Here is an 18,245-nt window from a genome sequence, read left to right as displayed (position 1 = left end):
AATAAGGGAAATAGACTTAGCTCTATTTCCCTTTTCCTATTAAATTGAAGGGTGACTGACAGTGAATTACTGTACGCGGGTAAATTCCATCTTCCAGTTCACTTCCCATGTTTCGCCATTATCTTTAGAAAATGCTTGCTGCCAAGTTGGCATATCCGGGTTCGTTGAGTCCCATACAAATCTGACCTTAACAGTAACGCCATTATAGGTTTCATCAGCATAAAAGCGCCCTACGCCATCCGTGAACTGTCCTACGACCGGGGTATCCATTGCACCGGGGTTTCTCCCATCAAGCCACCAAATAGACCACTCGTTGGTCTCACTGTTGTAGGAGCGGATCGCTTTTGCTCTTATTGACTCACTTGGCATATGCAAATGATTATCTTCGACATTACCAAAACCACCCAGTGTTTTCACTGTGGATGATTGGCCTTCGAATTCAATCCATTCTTGCGAGCCGTTTAAAATATCTTTTAAACGACGGTGTTTTACTTGCCAGTCGCCAATAATAAAATCGAAATCCTTTGGTTCATTGTGCTCACGTGTTTGAAGCATGGGTCTTCCTGTTGTTTGTTTTTAGTTTCGAAACACGATACCACAAAAACTGTATATTTAAACAGTGTTAAATATGAGATATTTAAGAAAGTGATTGATTAAAAAAAGCTCAGGGAAGCAAGCACACAGAGCTGCATGCTTACTTGATGGCACGTTTTATCGGGCAGTTGATCGCAGTAATGCGGCTTCCATCACCTGAAATACGCTGGTGTTGTCAACGTAGTTACCATTCCAATTATAATGCTCTCCCCAAAGCTGCCCAGCTTTTGGATCTGTGCGTGAAAATTCCTTAAATCTGTCAGCACCTTTACCCAGCACCCAAAGAGGGACTAACTCATTGGTATGGTTACGCGAAGCCCATTGATACCCAGGGATATTACCTTTACCTCTGTTTTGAACCGCTAAGAAAGCGTTAAATTGATCTTCTGCTGGATTAAAACGTGCCGTTTCTAAAGACTCTTTACTTCTATCCATTGCAACTGCACCACCTTGGCCATTTGTCCAAGTGCCCTCTCCCCAGATCCCACCGCATTCGTGATCTGAGGTGATAATCAGCAAGGTTTCGTCCCAACTAGAATTGGTTTCAACCCACTTAACTACGGCGTCCACAGCTTGGTTGAAGTCGACTTGCTCTTCAATAAATCTCGGCATATTGTTGGCGTGCCCCATCCAATCCACTGCACCACCTTCAATCATGGCAAAAAAACCGTCTTGGTCTTGGTTCAATACATTTAATGCCCCCAAGCTCATAGTTGCAAGGCTTGGCACGCCCTCGTTAAATGCCATACCTGAGGGCGTATTTGCACTATTTAAACCAGCTCGACTCGCTTGCAATGTCGAACCTGAACGGACAATCCCGACAACGCGCTCAGGAAGAGACTGTCCTTGCGCCAACGCTTCAAATTCAGATTTAGACTCGATATACGCAGCAGAACTTCCTTTCTCGTTAGCACGTAACGCGTTATATGTTTGCTCACCGCCCACATATTTGTATGTTTGCTTGTCTTGCGGTTTTAACTGTCCGCTGGCGTCATAAATTGGGTGTCCTGCGCCCATAATCACAGACAGGCCAGAGTCATGCATTTCGTTGAAAATCTCAGCGTAATTATTACGAGACACATTGTGTGCCACCGCCGCCGCAGGTGTCGCATGCGAAACCATCACAGATGTCACGGTACCGGCAGACAACCCCTCATTCATTGCGATTTGCGCAATCGTATCGAATTGCTCGCTGTTGCTCCAATCCATATTCACTCGACCAACAGCCGTTTTTCGGCCACTCATTAATGCAGTACCCGCTGCGGCACTATCGGTATAAGAGGTATAACTCCCTGATCCGGTGAAGTCATTTAGCATAGCGTTTTCAAAGCGCTCCCAACGTGTCAGCGGATCATAGCCCTGCTCTACAGCACCTGCCACTGTTGATAAATCTGCACCTCTGGCTAACGTATTGCCATCTTCATCCACTAAATTTAAAGCGCTATGTGCCAATCCAAAAACCAGAGGTTTTGTTCCATCAGGACGTGTCACCTGATAAGTTTGCTGACCTGCAAGGCCTTGATAATAATCGGCTGCTAACCACCCGTTAAAGCCAATACCATCTGACACCATCAAAATGATATTTTTAGGACCACTTGGCTCTGTTATTTCTTGTGTTTTATTAGGTTGTATTGCACATGAGGTTGATAACAACACTGTGGCAATTAGCGATAATTTAAAAAGTTTTTGCATCTTGATTAAGTCACTCAGTTAGTTTGCAGCTGAAAAAATATACCAATGCGCTGCTATCTTTTTGGGACACCTGCGACAGAACGTATAACAAAACAGCTGAAATACGATATGTTATAAGATAACATTACCACTGACTAAGTTGATAAAAATATTTCATCGCTAAATTTAGGAAAATAACTAAATCAACATATTTAGTGCGTTTAATATCCACTTTCGATATTAAGCGCCAAAAATGAGAGGAAGTTACGCATAAAATACAGCTCATAAGCTAACGCAGAACAACAGCAAAAACCGCTACAATTAAGCATAATTTGTACCTTATACGTGGATTTTCGGTTCAACTGTAAGTTTTATGCGATAAATGCCAACAATGCAGTATTGTTATTATGTATCATCTAAGCACAACTAAAAATATTAAATTTCACTACCTTTACCTAGGGGATATACAGTGTTAAGAAAAACGCATTTGGCGCTAGCAATTTCAGCAGCCATGTTTCTGAACGGTTGTTCAGACGCACCAGAACAGCAACAAGCAACGCAAGTAGAAGCAACTGAATCAGCATCAGCAAACGCTGTTGCTGGCAACATTGCTCAAAACCCATTTTTCCAAGAGTGGAACACACCATTTGGTGCACCACCGCTTGGCGACATCAAAACTGCACACTTTTTACCTGCTTTCAAACAAGCAATTGTTGAGCACAAAAAAGAAATCGATGCGATCACAGAAAATGAGCGCCCAGCTGATTTTGACAACACCATTGCAGCAATGGAGCTGGCAGGTTCAACACTAAACCGTGTTTCACTCGTATTTGGTAACCTTGCAAATACTGAGTCAAACGATGAAATGCAATCGTTACAGCGTGAAATTTCACCTATGCTAACACGTCATGGCAGTGACATTCGTATGAATGAAGCACTGTTCAAGCGTGTAGCTGCGGTATACGACAACCGTAAATCAGCACTATTAAATGCTGAGCAAACACGTCTACTTGAGCGTGTTTACAATAGCTTTGTTCGCTCAGGTGCAAAACTAACAGGCGAAGAGCGTGCTGAATTTGCAAAAATTAATGAACGCCTTTCTGCACTAACAACTGAGTTTGGTCAAAACTCATTGAACGACTCGCGCGCGTTCACTTTGGTATTGGAAGAGTCAGACTTAGCAGGCTTACCTCAAGCACAACGTGATGCAGCAGCAGCGGCTGCAGCGGCAAGAGACCTACCTGGTAAATACGTTATTACACTGAACCGTTCTAGCGTTCAGCCTTTCTTACAATTCTCTGACAGACGTGATCTACGTGAAAAAGCCTTTAAAGGCTGGGCTAATCGCGGTGACAACGACAATGAGTTTGATAACAAAGCCATCATTGCAGAAATCGTAGAGCTTCGTGCGAAGCGTGCGCAACTACTAGGTTACAAACACCACTCTGAGTATGTACTAACTAACTCAATGGCGAGCAAGCCAGAGACAGCGATGGACCTACTATTAAAAGTGTGGGAACCAGCTGTTGAAAAAGCTGAGCAAGAGCGCGAGTGGATCAAAGAGCTAATGGCTGCTGAAGGCGTTACACATGAGCTGGAAGCATGGGATTGGCGCTACTACGCAGAGAAAGTGCGTAAAGCTAAATTCGACCTAGACCAAGGTCAAATCGCTGAATACTTCGAACTAAACAACATGATCGAAGCACAGTTCTACACAGCTGAGCGTTTATTCGGTCTGAAGTTTGTTGAGCGTACTGATATTCCAGTATATAACCCAGTTGTCCGCGTTTGGGAAGTACAAGACAAAGCTGGTAAAGCAATCGGCTTGTTCTATGGTGACTACTACGCACGTTCAACGAAGCGCTCTGGTGCTTGGATGAGTTCATTCCGCTCACAGCAGAAACTAGCTGGTGACGTGAAGCCACTTATCCTAAACAACATGAACCTAAATAAGCCAGCTGAAGGCGAGCCAACGCTAATGAGTTACTCAGATGCAGTAACTTTATTCCATGAGTTTGGTCACGCACTACACGGATTATTATCAAACGTAACTTACCCAACACTTGCAGGTACTAGCGTACCGCGTGACTGGGTTGAGTTCCCTGCACAATTGTTTGAGCACTTCATTGCTCAACCTGAAATGCTTAAAAAGTTTGCGCTACATTACAAAACAAATGAGCCAATGCCAAAAGAGCTTCTTGATAAGATCAAACAAGCTGGCACGTTCAATCAAGGTTTTGCAACTGTAGAATTTACAGCGTCTGCGCTAGTAGATATGGCTTACCACCAGCTAACAGATGTGAAAGATTTAGATGTTCGCGCATTTGAAAACAAGATCTTAACTGGTTATGGCAAACCTGAAGAAATCATCATGCGTCACCGCAGTACACACTTCGGTCATATTTTCGCAGGTGGCTACTCGTCAGCTTACTACGCATACATGTGGTCAGAAATCTTAGATGCTGACGGTTTTGATGCTTTCCTTGAGAAGAAAGACATCTTCGATAAAGAAACTGCGGAGCGTTTATACCAGTTTATCTATAGCCGTGGTGACACATTAGACTACTTTGAAGCTTATGAAGGCTTCAGAGGCAGAAAGCCAACAACTGATGCACTACTACGTAACAGAGGCTTAGATTAATCTAGTCTGCTAAAAAAAGCCGAAGTCATGTACTTCGGCTTTTTTACTTATAATCCTCTTTATCCAATCTACCTGCGTTTTACAACTCACAACGAATTTAACCAAACTGGCCGAGCGCTTTACCACCGACGCATTTAGTTATGTTATATTGTACCAAAACAAACCCATTATTCTGTTACTGCTTAGCTTCAAAACCAGAAACATCGAAGTATATTAGGAAAATTTAATGTCTATTCCAGTTACCATTTTGCACGGCTTTTTAGGTTCAGGTAAAACCACTTTACTGCGTAGTATACTTTCTCAGTCTGTTGAACATGACTGTGTACCGGGCGTAGTTGTAAACGACATGAGTGAATTGGATGTCGACGGCGTTTTGATCAAAAACACCGAGGTCTTTGATGATGACAGTAATGACTTTTTTACCATCAGTGGCCACAGTATTAGCAGTGCAAAAGGTCTTAAAGAACTTAAAGTTGCATTAAAAACGCTGAAAAAAAATGCGCAGCCGCCTTGGATTATTATCGAAACATCAGGTAGCAGCCACCCTTTACCTTTGATTGAGTTCTTCAAAAATAATCGCGACTATGCGTTAAAAGGCGTTATCACACTCGTTGACTCAACCTGGTTAAAAGACGATTACCAATTTGCACAATCGCTTGTGCCTAAATGGCAAGAAAACCTGAGCAATCAAGTCAGAGGCATTGAAAACTTACTGGTTGAGCAAATCTTATTTTCTAACCAAATATTTTTGACCAAAACAGATAAAATAACCGCAAAAGCGGTAGAGACCATAGCGCAAGCATTGCACCCAATTAATCCCTATGCGGCTATCTCTGGAACTGCTTGGGGCAATATGGATGTGACGCAATTTCACCAATTTGAAGACTATAACTTCTTTTTAGTTGAGCAGTTGATCACCGAGCTGCGTAGCACCGTCAATGCCCCTCTAACGCTATCAGGCAAACAGAATCAAAAAATTGTGTCTAAAGTCATTAGGGATGACAGGCCGTTTCACCCAACGCGTTTATGGGAAGTGTGCCATAACCACTTAACCCACGGTGTTTTTCGCAGTAAAGGGTTCTTTTGGCTACCGACCAGAGATGAAATGTCTTTATTATGGAGCCAAGCTAATGGCAGTGTTGGACTAGAATTTGTTGGTTTCTGGCGCGCGCCCATTTTAAAAGACGAAAGCCATAATTTTACCCAAGAGCACTATGATATTTTAAAAAAGAAAGTCGATAAAATAGAGAGTCGATTTGGTGATAGGCGCTGCCGACTGACAGTCATTGGTCAAAAAGATGAGGCGTCGAGTTTTGTAAAAGCTCTTGAAGCGTGTTTTTTAACGGATGAAGAACTCAATTTTTGGCGAAACGGCGGCACTTTTGAAGATCCGTGGCCAACCAATGTCGCAAAGATCTAATCACTTGAATTTGGCAGGAAGGCTAGGATGGCTTTGTGCCATCACTTGCCTGCTATGAGTTACCTGTCATCACTGTAAGCTTTGGCCAATGCACTAACCAACCTTTTGAACGCACTCTTGTATCAAAAACTGCCCTTTTCCTTTTTGGGTTATAGGTTAACTGCCCGCGAAAAAGCGACTCAAAACCAAAAGCCGCAATGCATTCATATTGGTGCTTTGTGACTTGAGTAATGGCGACTGCCGTTTCTTTTTCAGGCCAATAGCTCATCGCATGCAAAGTGCTGGTGTATGGCTCATCTTGATTTTTACTATGCATATGAGCCTGATTACGCACTTGCCAGTTAAGCTCAGGCATGTAATTCGACAGCTGTTTTTCATATTCTAAATACCGATTTGAATCGACTTCATCAGCATCAAAATAAACCACGTCCACATCATTTAAAGGCGTAAGCTCACTAAAATCATGGAGGGAGTCCCAAATTAAATTACGCACAAACCCTGCGGCTATATAACATTGAGGCAACTCTAACTGGGCAACCGCATCAAGTGCTTTTAGTCTTATAGGGTCTCGTTTAACCAGTTCGATAACCTTATCCATCTCGACTCATAAAATGTATTAACGTATTAAAGAACAATAGTATCATCACTGTGACAATAAAGTTTTTTCATATCAGATCTTCTAAATGAGCAATAATCACAACTGTTAATTCGCTGGTCAATTTTAGCCCTAAGACTTATACAACCTATGTAGCTCATGTACTACTAATACTATAAACGCTCTCATTCGAGCGATAGCGTATATTGTGTTAAGGGAAAAGCGCAGAGGGATTATTAAACTGTTATTTAAGATATATTCAAATACTTACTCTTTGAAGTAATCGATTAAGCATCAGAAGTCATACAAAGAAGTACGAGTTTATACCACAATCACACCAATATAACTTAATAAGGGAGCTTAACTCCCTTAGACTGTTCTTGTGTAATTAGAACTTAAAATTAGAAGCTCTCGCAAGAGTTATAATACGGTGTACCAGTGATATTTTTACAGATATCATAACCTGCACCACCATAATAAGAATCACCAGCCGTACCGCCGTCTAGGTAATCATTACCATTTCCGCCAAATAGTGTATCAGCTGCCGTTTCGCCATATAATTTATCGTTACCATTACCACCATAGATTACGTCAGCACCCGTACCACCATAAAGACGATCGTTACCGTCGTAACCATAAATGATATCTGTACCTGTGCTACCAATGATAATGTCATCACCACCAGTGCCATAGTGTGTGCCACGCGCTTCAGCAGAACTTGCAAAAGAAGCCGCAGCCATCGTACCTACTACCATAAGTAAATTTACTAGTTTCATCATTTTTCCTTAATTATAGTTGATTGTTTTTCTTGCTTTTTTGGAAAATTAATCCCAAATCCTGTCTATTCTGCTACTGAGTAAAAAGCAGCATCTTTTAACCGTGATATCAATTTGAATCATCACTTATATCGCTATGCATCAAACGTAATTTTGTTATTTCAGTGTCGTTTAAGGCGTATCTGGAAAGTGATTTAAGTGCATACAGTCGAATGGGAGGTGGCTCATTTTCATCATCCACTACTTGCCAAAGCACATTGCGATTTTCATCTGATTTAAAAGGACTGTCTCCCAAGGACATGACTGCGCGCGCACGTGTATTTACATCCGGATCGGTCAAAGCCAGTGTTCTCACACCTTTTAAATCTTCATTGTTGGTCGCCCATTGAGCCATTTGATAAACCCCGTGGCGACGCACATTTTTATCTTCTGCAAGTACTACTTTTGACAAGGTTTGGTGTACGCGTTGATAGTCTTCTGCTGAACTTGGGGCTGGCTTTAATGCCATCAAAGCAAACTGCTGCAGCTCGGAACTTAGGTCATTCCCAGCATCAATATGTGCCAAAACGCGATCTCGGGTCTCGCCTGTGACTTCATCCATTTTCGCTACGAGCAAAAGGCCAGCCGCTCTAGTTTGCTCATCATTCGATAGATCTAGGGCCATATCGAGCGCCGCAACTTGCGCCATTGGAAGTCCGGACTCGGATAACACCGCACTTAGCTCCCTGCCAAGCAAGCTATTTGGGTCATCGATAAATGTATCAATCAACTCAGTAACTAAATTTGGGTCTTGCTCAAGCAACATCAGAAGCTGTGTACGCATTGCCATATGTTTATTACTCGGACCCATAATGGCATGCTTAAGAGCCTCAGGGTTTTGTGTGATACTTGCTTTGAGCTGCTCCAACGTATTATCAAGCTTGTCACTTGCTGTGATATTCAAATCATTTTTTAATGTTATATCTTTTGTTTTACTGCCAACAGATGAAACTAACTTCTGATCTTGTACTTGATTATTTTCGCTGCTGTCGGAAACAAAATTAGTTTTAATGATTTTTTTTTGCGCCGACTTTTGTAGTTCTGATTGATTTGATTTTGATGAAACACCCAATTGTGAAAAATAAATACCTGACAACAAAATAAAAATGACTATCGCAACTAGGTATCTATTCAAAAAATGCTTTTTATGTAGCATCCTAACACTCTTTTATTGTTTTATTTTTAGGCTAAATTAAATGACTTGCGTGACGGTTACGTTGCATAAAAGAGAATGTTTTTTGACCAGAGAAGTCTTTGAATTAAGAAAAGACGTTTAGTGAAAATACAGCTTATAAAAGAAATATAAGAGCAGAAATGTGAAAAGACTGACCTTGAACAGTCAGTCTTTATAAGTAAATACGGTGAAACTTAAAACTGGCAGCGCCGCTATCCTTGCTCCCCTTCGCCTTGTAAGCGAATAACCACAGTGCCTGCAATCTTGTCATGAAAACCTTGTTTTTTAGCATCCCAAGCCACCCAAAAAAAGCCAAGGCCAAAAGGAAGCATTGAAATATAATAGGCAATATATCTAATAATAGACTGCTTTTTAGATAGGTTTTCTCCGGTTTTTTCATCAACAATTTTTGCTTTAATCACCATTTTTCCAGGTGTTGCTGATTTATATAACCAGAATAGAATAACAACAATCAACGGGAGAATATAACTTATCAAAAAATCTGCAGGCCCTTGCATGACATCCGTTGATTGCCAATATGTCTTACCATAAATCATATAAATTAAAGGCACTGTGAGTAACATAAGAAAAACAGTATCAATTAGGCTTGCACCAAACCGAGCCCAAAAACCAACATAGCTTTGGCGCTCATTCTCAATTTTATTCATAAACTTAACCACTTAAAAAGAGTAGGGTTTATCATAGCTACCCATTAAAAGAACTACTAGTAGTAAATCCCACTATGATGCTACATACACTATAAAAAAAGCCGCGAAAAGTCGCGGCTGTATTGTGGGGTTCATTCATAGCAAAAGAAATACACCATAAAAACCCAACAATAATGGTGCAGCATCAGCCACACCACTAGCTGAATTAAATTTAGATCATTCAATCACCATATTAATCGAACAGTCTTCAAATAACATGGGGGTATTTAAAGTCGTTCTGCCAGCATTCTCTCTAAACACTCTTAAGCCACACCCTTCAAAGTGGGTGAGTTTCGCATCAGTGCTATAGCCTACATATACAGACATTCCAGCTAATTGACCGAACAAAATGTAACCTGCTTCAAAACTAGTTTTATACCTTACATCACCAGTAATATTGAGCGAAATATTTATCTTTGGAGGTGTATAACTAAAATTCAGGGTGTTCTCAAGCCCACAGGCATTATTTAAACTATACCAACATGCTATGATCCCTTCAGAATCACTTGATAGTATTTTTAATCGCATATTCTCCTCTTCACCTCGAGCCACTATAACGCCATTGTCGAGATAAATTGGATATACTACTTCTCCATCCTTAGCAGATATCGTCAACGTCACTGCATTCTCCTGCTCATCGGTGTCAAAGTGCCACTGCCTAGGCGAGCCATTGAACTCATCATAAAGAAGCAAACCATTCAAATCATCAGGAACAAAGTCCGTTGGTTTTAAACCTTTACTGAAATCAAATACTACAAAACTTTTTTCATTATTATCACTTAAAGCATTTAGATATATGCGATCTTCATGAATACCTAAAACCTGATATTTTTGATACTCTCTAAGCTCACAATCTGGTGACTCTAGATCACAGTGTGGGTCAGCTTTATCAGATGTCGTATTGTGAACATAAGAAAAGATCAAAGTATCGTCGTTTAACGTCACACTTTTCTTATACTTGCCGTTGTTATTTACTAGGGTGCCATTTTCCAAAATATGAAAGCTACTACTTCCATTTAGTGTGCGATATCGGCCTACCACATCCTCAAATGATACGTTTGAAAGTGATTGAAATAAAATCCCAGAACCATGTCTAAGCCAATGTTCATTATACCCCCCAATGTCTAACTGACTCACGCTGTCTATTGCGAACGCAAAACCACCTGGGCGAGTATCAAAAAGTGTAAGCACTGCGAAATCAGACTCATTCAATGTGCTAAGGTGCAGTTTGCCCTCTTCATTCAGTACCCAGTTAAATTCGATTGACATTTCGCTCTCTGTATCCAAACCGGATATCAATCGACCTTTATTGTCTACATCTAGTTCCAATATATATGTCTGATCGGTCATTGGTTTAGGAGGCCAAAAAGGAAACCACAGGTCAAAATCCAATGAAGGATAAAGGCTCCAAATATTATTGTAACCATATGTGAGAATCCAACGTCCAGCCAGTGAATTGGCATTTACGTTGACACTCTGTAGATCAGTACTGTTAGTAACTTTCCTTTTTTCTAAAGTTTTATACTCAGAATCTTGATAAACGTACCAACTTAAATAGGTCCCATCCTCTTCAATACTCAAATCAAAGCCACGTACTTCAAGCAAACGACTCTCATCTAGTTTAACAATCACACTTTCCCAGCTTTTTATTCTGGCTTTATACTTTTTATTGGCTGTTCTGGTGAGATTAAAAGGCCTGATCCGTTGTAGACCATACAGCGTGCCGCTATGAGGATCATCAATTGTAAAGTAATTACTTGATGGTAATTCATGCCCTGGTTCATTAACAAACAAAAAGTCCCCTGAAATCACTTCCTCTGAATAAAACTCAACACGGATCGTACAATCTTCTGTTTGATCAGCTACCGCATACTTTCCTGATGTCCTTTGGTACTCTGTAAAGAAACCATCACAACCTGTAACATCACCAATAAAACTTCCCTGAGCGGCTGTAATATCAACAAAGAAAAGTTCATCGTAACGAAATGACTCTGTAGAAGCTTCAACAACCCCTTGACCTGATATTTCAAAATCTATTGTTAAGAGTGGCTTAGAGTATGTAAAAGCCAATTGATTATTTGAATTACAAACCTGTCCTTCTAGGTAATGACAAATTATTATGTCATCAGCGGTTTCATTTACCATCTCAAGATAGGAAACTTCGTTCGAATTTACATCAGTTAACTTAATGAGTTCACCTTCTAACTCAGCATAAAACTGTTGTTGATTCAGTAAAATGATGTTTTTACATTCCGAATAATGTTCAGAAGTAGCAGGACACTGTTTAAATGTACGCAAATGTATAACGCCTTCCTGCGTTTGTGCGTAAAGATGTGTATCTGCATCATGCCTCGTTACTAGCTCATCTTGCTCAAAGAACGCGCGGTTGAATTGACCTAGCACCCATGTTTCATCAGAAAGTTCAAAAATATGTACAAACTTGTTATCTGTAAAGCTTCCCTCACTATCTCCAAATTGCTGGCGAACCTCTACCGCAATTTTGTCTTCATGAATAGCAAGTAGTTTATAACTGTCTGTTGAGCTGATTTCACAATGTTCTATAGTAATATCACACCATGGAATGGCACTATAGTTATAACGATAATTGTAACGGTTCAAAACACCGTCTTTGAGCTCCCCCTCTTTATACTTCGCCCAACGAAAGTGATAGTCGTCATTTTCGTCAATGATAAACTGGCTATTAGCATGTTTATGCTGAAATAGTTGCCAAGAGCGTTGATAGTCAATGTCGGCAAAATTAATATCTTGTGTTTTAACCATCAAAGCTGGTGAGACTTCTATTGAATTTTCAGAGATTGAGTTAACAACCACTTGCAAACCAAGACCTATATTTCGCACTAGCTCTATATTTAATGTATATCTATCGCTTGATATGTGTAATACATTATCAACAATAGACCACTGCGCATCTGCACCAAGAAAATCCAAGGTAGCTTCGTTGTCATCACCCAATGTCATTGTCACGTAATGCTGATTTTTATATTCATCATGGTAATTAAGCACCCAACTACCATGGAACTTTTGTGACTGAGGTAATGTTTTTGTCTTTTCTTTGAACAATTTCGCGACCATATTCACTCGCTCAGGCCCACCCAAGGCAAACTCAGTGTTGTCAAAAGACGCCGTCACTGAATGATAATGCTCTGAGCTATCAAAAACCGATAACCTAAGGCGCTTAGCTTTAAAATCAACTAAACGCTGATAGTGACTGCTGTAAGAAGAAAACTCAGAATTCAACGATATAAGTACCTCAGTACCATCAAGTTGCCATTCAAACGGTATTTCGTCGAATGATAAAAGCGTACCCGTATTGTCTTCATTGAAGTTGAGCTTAATAGCCAAGCCATTTAAGTAGCCTGATTCGACCAAATAATAGCTACCACTAGGAGAAAACTGTTCGTGATTAACCAAGTCGCTATCCGCTTTAATTTCTTCTTCAATTTGAGGGATTAATTCTGGGGTTGTTACTTGCAATGACTTAATCATCGCTTGGGAAACACTATCGTTTTGTGCCAGTTGCAGTGTTGTTTCAATGTTTTCAGGTAATGCAACACCATAGTCAATAACCGACTTTAGTAGAGACGCCAATGTTAATAACTCGCTAGGATCAACATTCTGTCGTGCTTCTAATAGTGCTGAGTAAGTAGAGATAACTTCTACATTTCTTGCAATAAGTGCATCTTCAGCCGTCGTTACATTGGTAATATTAACATCAAAGTATTCATCTGCATTTAATGATAAATCTTCACCAGCTGCGCTTTTAAGTTGCGCTATTGTGCCAAGTTGCGAAACCAACTCGACGTACGATTGTGTGCCAGTACCAAGTGCCCTAAGTTTGATGAGCTCTTGAGCTTTCGACTCATCCACTTCAAATTGTAATGTATAATCTCCATCTTCATTTGCAGTGGTTCTGAAAGTTTCATCACCTACGTTAAGCTGAACTAACGCATTAGGGATAGGGGCGTCTGTTACTTTGCCCATAATCGTTAAATTTTCTTTGATTGGCTTCAACAGCACAGACTGCGTGGCGCTAGATTGATCACCTTGGTCATCAGAAACTGTTACTATAAATTCAATCTCTTGCTCAGATTGAATGTCAGGACTTGTAACTAACAAGGTCGCACTATCAGACCCCACTAACTCTAACTCAAGGTCAGAGTCGTGTTGCCATGCGTAACTGATTATCTCACCATCAATATCAGTTGCGTTAGCATTTAAATTAAAAGCTGTTTTTTCAAGTGCTTTATCAGTGCCTTGAACTACAACACTTGGAACTTTATTAGGCTCAGCGAGTAACTCAACTTCGAGTGTCGCAGACAAAACATCATTATTTAAATCTATTATCTGCACAGAAAAGTTCACCAGTGTCGCTGTTTTTATATCTGGTAAAGTCACTTTAAGCTTGGCAGTATCGGCATCTGTTAAAACAATCTCTAATTCAGAGTCATGCTGCCACGATATCTGCGTAATATCCGTTGATGGTACCGTCGTAACGAGCTCTAAAGTAAATTCAGTTTGCTCTTCGTGTTGTGAAGCACCATCAATAAAAATGCTTTGAGGTATTTCGGGAAGAGGAGGCTCATCTATAAACAATACCGCATGAGATACTGAAGATTGTGCACCATCATTATCTACAACAGTCAGAGTAAACTCTACAGACTCATCTTGGCTAATTTCGCCACTTTTAACAGAAAGTTCGCGACTATTTAGCCCAGTGACTTCTAAATTGCCACTATCAAAGCTCCATTTATAAGATTGAACCTGCCCGTCAGTATCGTTTGCTTGCCCTGTTAATATAAGTGTCTGCTTTTCTAAAGCTTTTGAGTCTCCAACAATTGCAACTGTCGGTTTGTTGTTTTCTGTTTCTTTACTATTTAAAGAGGAAGCGGGACTACTTTTTGAGCCACCACCACAGCCAGCCAAAAACGTAGCAAGTACAAAAGGTGTAAATAGCTGCATTGCATTTTTTAACCTGTTACTTCCTAGTGAACCAGCACTATATAAAAAGTTTTTCAGCAAAATAAAATTCCGTATCAAATTGAATCAAAAACAGGTACAACAATATCAGTATTAAATATATAAAAAAACAAGCAACACAAAATAATGTGTAAAGTTCAGCAATAAAAACCCTTTATTTTTGAAATTATTAAATATTTAATTTATATACATTTTAGGTTTTAAATTTACATACGGACAGTTATAAAAAACAACACAATTATCTTTCCAGCCCCCATGTTAATTTTTAGAAAGCAAAAAGACAGAAAAAAATTAATTAACTACTTACGCTTATTAATTTTAAAGCATTAAACTTCAAAATCTCCAACCATTTCGCTTAGTTGCTGAGACATCTAACTCAATTGACGACTGGATGAATTCGTATGTTTTACGCCTGCTTCAGAAACAAATAGGACAGGCACTTTTCTTTCTTTTATTTTTTAAAGTTAGAACCGAATTTCAGAAATGTATTTTTAGCCTAAAATTTTTATGAGTAACGTGACTAAAATCCGCCTTATGGTAGAAATAAATATAACTTAGGAATATATTCATTTTATTAAAAAAGAAGAGTCCTTGCTTGATTAGCAAGGATAAAACTATTTGCTACTAACCAACTCCTTTATACCAATTTATATCATTTTTAGCGGCATGTGCTCTTAACACAGTTTGCGAACCTGCAAAGCTACCGTAGTGACTTCCAAAATTTTGTATCCTATCCACCCAAGTCGCTTTTTCGATGCTCAGTGATACTAAAATATTGGGCGTACACTTTGGTATGTAACCCTTCTTTTTGGGATGAACATGTCGACCCGTCCAGTCAACTAGATCGAGATAATCTAACAAAGAGAAAGGTATTGTGTTTTCATACTCTCTTGTACCAAATGATTTTAGTGATTTTGGCTGTTCGATTTGGTGTGTAGCTTCATTATTTTGATTAGATTTTTTTGCGTTTTCTTTGGAGTTTTTAAAGTGTCTTATGCGTTCTTGAATCGATGTGAAATCACTATCCTCTAGATTATTTGCCATGTTGGCACGAATTGGATTTAAGTCTACATAGGCCATACAACTGAGCAGTGCTGTTTCGTCGAGTAAGGCTTGAGACTTATATCGCCCTTCCCAGTATTTACCCGTGCAGTTATCTTCCTTGTTTGCTTCTTTTGCAATGTACTCATTAAGGTTTTTCATAAACCAGCTAATGTCAAACAGCCTAGCTCGCCACTTTTCAACTAACTCAGATGCAAGAAGTTGGTCTGCCTCACTAAGAGCATCACCGCTTCGCTGCTTATCTATGATAGGGCTCCCCTTGTACAACTTATACCATCTAGATATTACCTCGTTATCTGACCAACTAAGTGCTTGCTGCATATTCACTTTGACCACCAAATGATAGTGATTACTCATAATGGCATATGCTACTATTTCAATGGCAAATACACGACTTAGCAGTTTTACTCTCTCGACTAACCATGTTCGTCTATGGTCAAAGTTTTTACCTGTGTATTTATCGTCTCCACACAAAAAAGCACGGCGTACACATCGTGCTATTAAGTAATAATAAGACGTCGACGATAGATCTATTAGTACTTTCCGTGCTCTTGTCATTCCCATTCAACTCAAGTTAAAACTGGACATTTAAACAGTAGTTAAACAGCTAGATTTAAGCAATAAATTTGTGCCTGTCCAGCTTTGTTTACTAATATGGGGCCGTAATGGAGGCGCGAAGCGCTGGAATGAAGGTCCCTGCTGCGTAGCAGCGCCATAATTAGTTTGTTATGTGGTTGTAATCTTAAAGATCATCACTACCTAATGAACTCATTAATACAAATCTATGAACAATATTGGGGTTATCTCTACTTTTTCTAATGTAGTTTATTGAACCATTTACTATTCTCCACGACAAAATTAAAGGTCTAAGCTCTCCTAACAGCTGGTACACTTTACCGATTTCGTGAACACCTCTGAAGCCACAGGTTTTCAGTAGATTTAGTTGTTTTTCATTATTTATACTGATTTCACCATATTGACATTCTACTTTCTTCAGGGACTCCTGTACCAATAGTCTCCCAAATCCATTTCCAGACATTTCGGGCAATACCGCTGTTGCTCCGCGTTTCCCATCCCTTCTAACATAACTACACCCTAATATTCTTTCACTCTCAACTTCTCTAAGTAAGAAAAGGTATTGCTCTTCATTACGAATTCTAAAATCATGTAAACTTTTAGGGTAAGCTTTTTTACCATATCCAGTAATCAAGACTTCCAACAACTCATCTTTAATAATTTCATATTTTTTTTGGAACTCTTCACTCGAAGGAACCAGTGTTTCTACTAAGACACTAGGTATACTCATTTTTATCTGGATTTTTTATACTTTATTTTGTGCGCAACAACTTTGCCTTCATCTCTATCAAAATATACAGTAAAACCTTCTAGAGAACGATTATCACTGGATATATATAAAACTAGGCTACCTGTTGACAAGCCTCCCGTTCCGCACTCTTCAAAATTCAAGTTAAGATAACCGTGTTTAACTTCCCCCTTATACTCAAATTTTCTCCTAAGCTCACTACCATCTCGACTCTTAGATCTATGTACGTCTGCTATAACTAACGATCCAGATTGCTTGAACTCAGATGTCCCAGCTTTTTTTCACTACCACCAACAACATCAAAGCAGTCCCAATTTCCCTTTAAATTTGGTGCTGGCCTAAAAAAATCTCTCAACCTTGGAAGGATAAAGTCTACAGCTACCCACACGAAACCTGTTGCAAAAACCCCTGCAATAAAGCTAATGCTAAAATCAACTGCCATATTTAGAACAGCTCCTTATTTTATCTAAACCACATAACGCCGCAAATAAACGGCAAAAATTAGTTGGCTAAAATTTGTGAGGCACGAACAAAGCCAACTGGTTTTTGTCCGCACTTTTAATTTGCTTTGTTAGGCATCAAAATGCCAATACCTTTGAAAAGCTATATAACAATTTTCCATTTAGGCACTCATGATTACTTGATATAAATTGAGCTGTCCACCCCTTAGTACCACTTGAGCCAATTTTAGATTCAATTAGCTGGTTATATAACTGTTCTAAGTTTAATTCTTGGAACGAAGATAGTGCTTCTTCCAAGTCAGCCTGACTCCCTGATGCGGGTATATTTACGTTGGCGTTGTAAACTGCATCTATACTCTTAGGTTTGTAAGCATAAAACTTTGCAACAAGCTCAGGGTTGCTTTCCATAAACGAATCCAATTCTGCTTTTTCATTTGAATCCAAATGATAAACAAATGCCGAATCACAGCTTTCTGTTGAAAAGGAGCGCTTATAAGAGTCGTTTACAAAGCGTGAAGAGAAAATGACAATTCTAGGTTTGTTAGTTTGACTTTGAATATCAAAATCATTGAGTTCTAGAATTCGGTGAACTCTCCATATTCCTGAACCATAGCTTCTGACCCAATCTCCGATCTTAATGTTATCGTCCATACTTTCCTTGATGCCTAACGCCTCGCTTAATCGGCGCAAAATAGCAGGCTAAAATTAGCGACGAAGGAGCGCAAGCCTGCAGTTTTGCGTCCTTTGGTTAAAGCGTTTGTTAGGTGAACGAATCAATATTGT

General features: G+C 39.6%; 13 protein-coding genes. 2 read left to right on the top strand and 11 right to left on the bottom strand.

What is annotated here, in order from left to right; all coding sequences use genetic code 11:
• Positions 1-66 precede the first annotated feature (66 nt).
• Both QNM16_RS00950 and QNM16_RS00945 read right to left on the bottom strand, forming a co-directional pair.
• Positions 67-555, bottom strand: coding sequence for a DUF1579 domain-containing protein (locus tag QNM16_RS00950; RefSeq protein ID WP_284018726.1), 489 nt, complete (start codon positions 553-555; stop codon positions 67-69).
• A 156-nt stretch (positions 556-711) separates the two neighbouring features.
• Positions 712-2,286 (bottom strand): alkaline phosphatase, encoded by a 1,575-nt coding sequence (locus tag QNM16_RS00945; RefSeq protein ID WP_284018725.1) that lies wholly within the window; start codon positions 2,284-2,286, stop codon positions 712-714.
• Positions 2,287-2,734: 448 nt separating this feature from the next.
• On the opposite strand from QNM16_RS00945, the gene QNM16_RS00940 reads away from it, so the two are divergent.
• Together QNM16_RS00940 and QNM16_RS00935 are read left to right on the top strand one after the other, a co-directional pair.
• Entirely contained in the window at positions 2,735-4,906 is a 2,172-nt protein-coding gene (locus tag QNM16_RS00940) for a M3 family metallopeptidase (protein WP_284018724.1), read from the top strand.
• Between the two features lie 226 nt (positions 4,907-5,132).
• Positions 5,133-6,326, top strand: a complete 1,194-nt coding sequence (locus QNM16_RS00935) for a CobW family GTP-binding protein (RefSeq protein WP_284018723.1) — start codon at positions 5,133-5,135, stop codon at positions 6,324-6,326.
• Between the two features lie 52 nt (positions 6,327-6,378).
• Here QNM16_RS00935 and QNM16_RS00930 read toward each other — a convergent pair whose 3' ends face one another.
• From QNM16_RS00930 to QNM16_RS00890, 9 genes are all read right to left on the bottom strand, one after another.
• Positions 6,379-6,924 (bottom strand): nucleotidyltransferase family protein, encoded by a 546-nt coding sequence (locus QNM16_RS00930; protein ID WP_284018722.1) that lies wholly within the window; start codon positions 6,922-6,924, stop codon positions 6,379-6,381.
• 398 nt (positions 6,925-7,322) lie between these two features.
• Positions 7,323-7,700: a calcium-binding protein gene (locus QNM16_RS00925; protein ID WP_284018721.1), complete on the bottom strand. Its 378-nt coding sequence runs from the start codon at positions 7,698-7,700 to the stop codon at positions 7,323-7,325.
• Between the two features lie 106 nt (positions 7,701-7,806).
• On the bottom strand, positions 7,807-8,892 hold the full coding sequence (locus tag QNM16_RS00920) for a HEAT repeat domain-containing protein (protein WP_284018720.1): 1,086 nt from the start codon (positions 8,890-8,892) through the stop codon (positions 7,807-7,809).
• Positions 8,893-9,122: 230 nt separating this feature from the next.
• Positions 9,123-9,578 (bottom strand): RDD family protein, encoded by a 456-nt coding sequence (locus QNM16_RS00915; RefSeq protein WP_284018719.1) that lies wholly within the window; start codon positions 9,576-9,578, stop codon positions 9,123-9,125.
• A gap of 216 nt (positions 9,579-9,794) precedes the next feature.
• Complete coding sequence (locus QNM16_RS00910) at positions 9,795-14,597, bottom strand: carboxypeptidase-like regulatory domain-containing protein (RefSeq protein ID WP_284018718.1); 4,803 nt, start codon at positions 14,595-14,597, stop codon at positions 9,795-9,797.
• Positions 14,598-15,239: 642 nt separating this feature from the next.
• The gene (locus QNM16_RS00905) at positions 15,240-16,235 is read right to left on the bottom strand and encodes a transposase (RefSeq protein WP_284018717.1); all 996 of its coding nucleotides are present in this window, start codon (positions 16,233-16,235) and stop codon (positions 15,240-15,242) included.
• A gap of 184 nt (positions 16,236-16,419) precedes the next feature.
• Positions 16,420-16,983 (bottom strand): GNAT family N-acetyltransferase, encoded by a 564-nt coding sequence (locus QNM16_RS00900; RefSeq protein WP_284018716.1) that lies wholly within the window; start codon positions 16,981-16,983, stop codon positions 16,420-16,422.
• Between the two features lie 256 nt (positions 16,984-17,239).
• The gene (locus tag QNM16_RS00895; RefSeq protein WP_284018715.1) at positions 17,240-17,443 is read right to left on the bottom strand and encodes a hypothetical protein; all 204 of its coding nucleotides are present in this window, start codon (positions 17,441-17,443) and stop codon (positions 17,240-17,242) included.
• A 136-nt stretch (positions 17,444-17,579) separates the two neighbouring features.
• Complete coding sequence (locus tag QNM16_RS00890) at positions 17,580-18,113, bottom strand: hypothetical protein (protein ID WP_284018714.1); 534 nt, start codon at positions 18,111-18,113, stop codon at positions 17,580-17,582.
• Positions 18,114-18,245 lie beyond the last annotated feature (132 nt).

It is taken from the genome of Pseudoalteromonas umbrosa (assembly GCF_030125375.1).
GTDB lineage: Bacteria > Pseudomonadota > Gammaproteobacteria > Enterobacterales > Alteromonadaceae > Pseudoalteromonas > Pseudoalteromonas umbrosa.
This window is presented reverse-complemented; position numbering and strand designations above follow the sequence as displayed.

Excerpts from the sequence above, each read along its gene's own strand:
- QNM16_RS00950 (WP_284018726.1), bottom strand. The coding sequence starts at position 555 with ATGCTTCAAACACGTGAGCACAATGAACCAAAGGATTTCGATTTTATT.
- QNM16_RS00945 (WP_284018725.1), bottom strand. The coding sequence starts at position 2,286 with ATGCAAAAACTTTTTAAATTATCGCTAATTGCCACAGTGTTGTTATCA.
- QNM16_RS00935 (WP_284018723.1), top strand. The coding sequence starts at position 5,133 with ATGTCTATTCCAGTTACCATTTTGCACGGCTTTTTAGGTTCAGGTAAA.
- QNM16_RS00930 (WP_284018722.1), bottom strand. The coding sequence starts at position 6,924 with ATGGATAAGGTTATCGAACTGGTTAAACGAGACCCTATAAGACTAAAA.
- QNM16_RS00925 (WP_284018721.1), bottom strand. The coding sequence starts at position 7,700 with ATGATGAAACTAGTAAATTTACTTATGGTAGTAGGTACGATGGCTGCG.
- QNM16_RS00920 (WP_284018720.1), bottom strand. The coding sequence starts at position 8,892 with ATGCTACATAAAAAGCATTTTTTGAATAGATACCTAGTTGCGATAGTC.
- QNM16_RS00915 (WP_284018719.1), bottom strand. The coding sequence starts at position 9,578 with ATGAATAAAATTGAGAATGAGCGCCAAAGCTATGTTGGTTTTTGGGCT.
- QNM16_RS00910 (WP_284018718.1), bottom strand. The coding sequence starts at position 14,597 with ATGCAGCTATTTACACCTTTTGTACTTGCTACGTTTTTGGCTGGCTGT.
- QNM16_RS00905 (WP_284018717.1), bottom strand. The coding sequence starts at position 16,235 with ATGACAAGAGCACGGAAAGTACTAATAGATCTATCGTCGACGTCTTAT.
- QNM16_RS00900 (WP_284018716.1), bottom strand. The coding sequence starts at position 16,983 with ATGAGTATACCTAGTGTCTTAGTAGAAACACTGGTTCCTTCGAGTGAA.
- QNM16_RS00895 (WP_284018715.1), bottom strand. The coding sequence starts at position 17,443 with ATGGCAGTTGATTTTAGCATTAGCTTTATTGCAGGGGTTTTTGCAACA.
- QNM16_RS00890 (WP_284018714.1), bottom strand. The coding sequence starts at position 18,113 with ATGGACGATAACATTAAGATCGGAGATTGGGTCAGAAGCTATGGTTCA.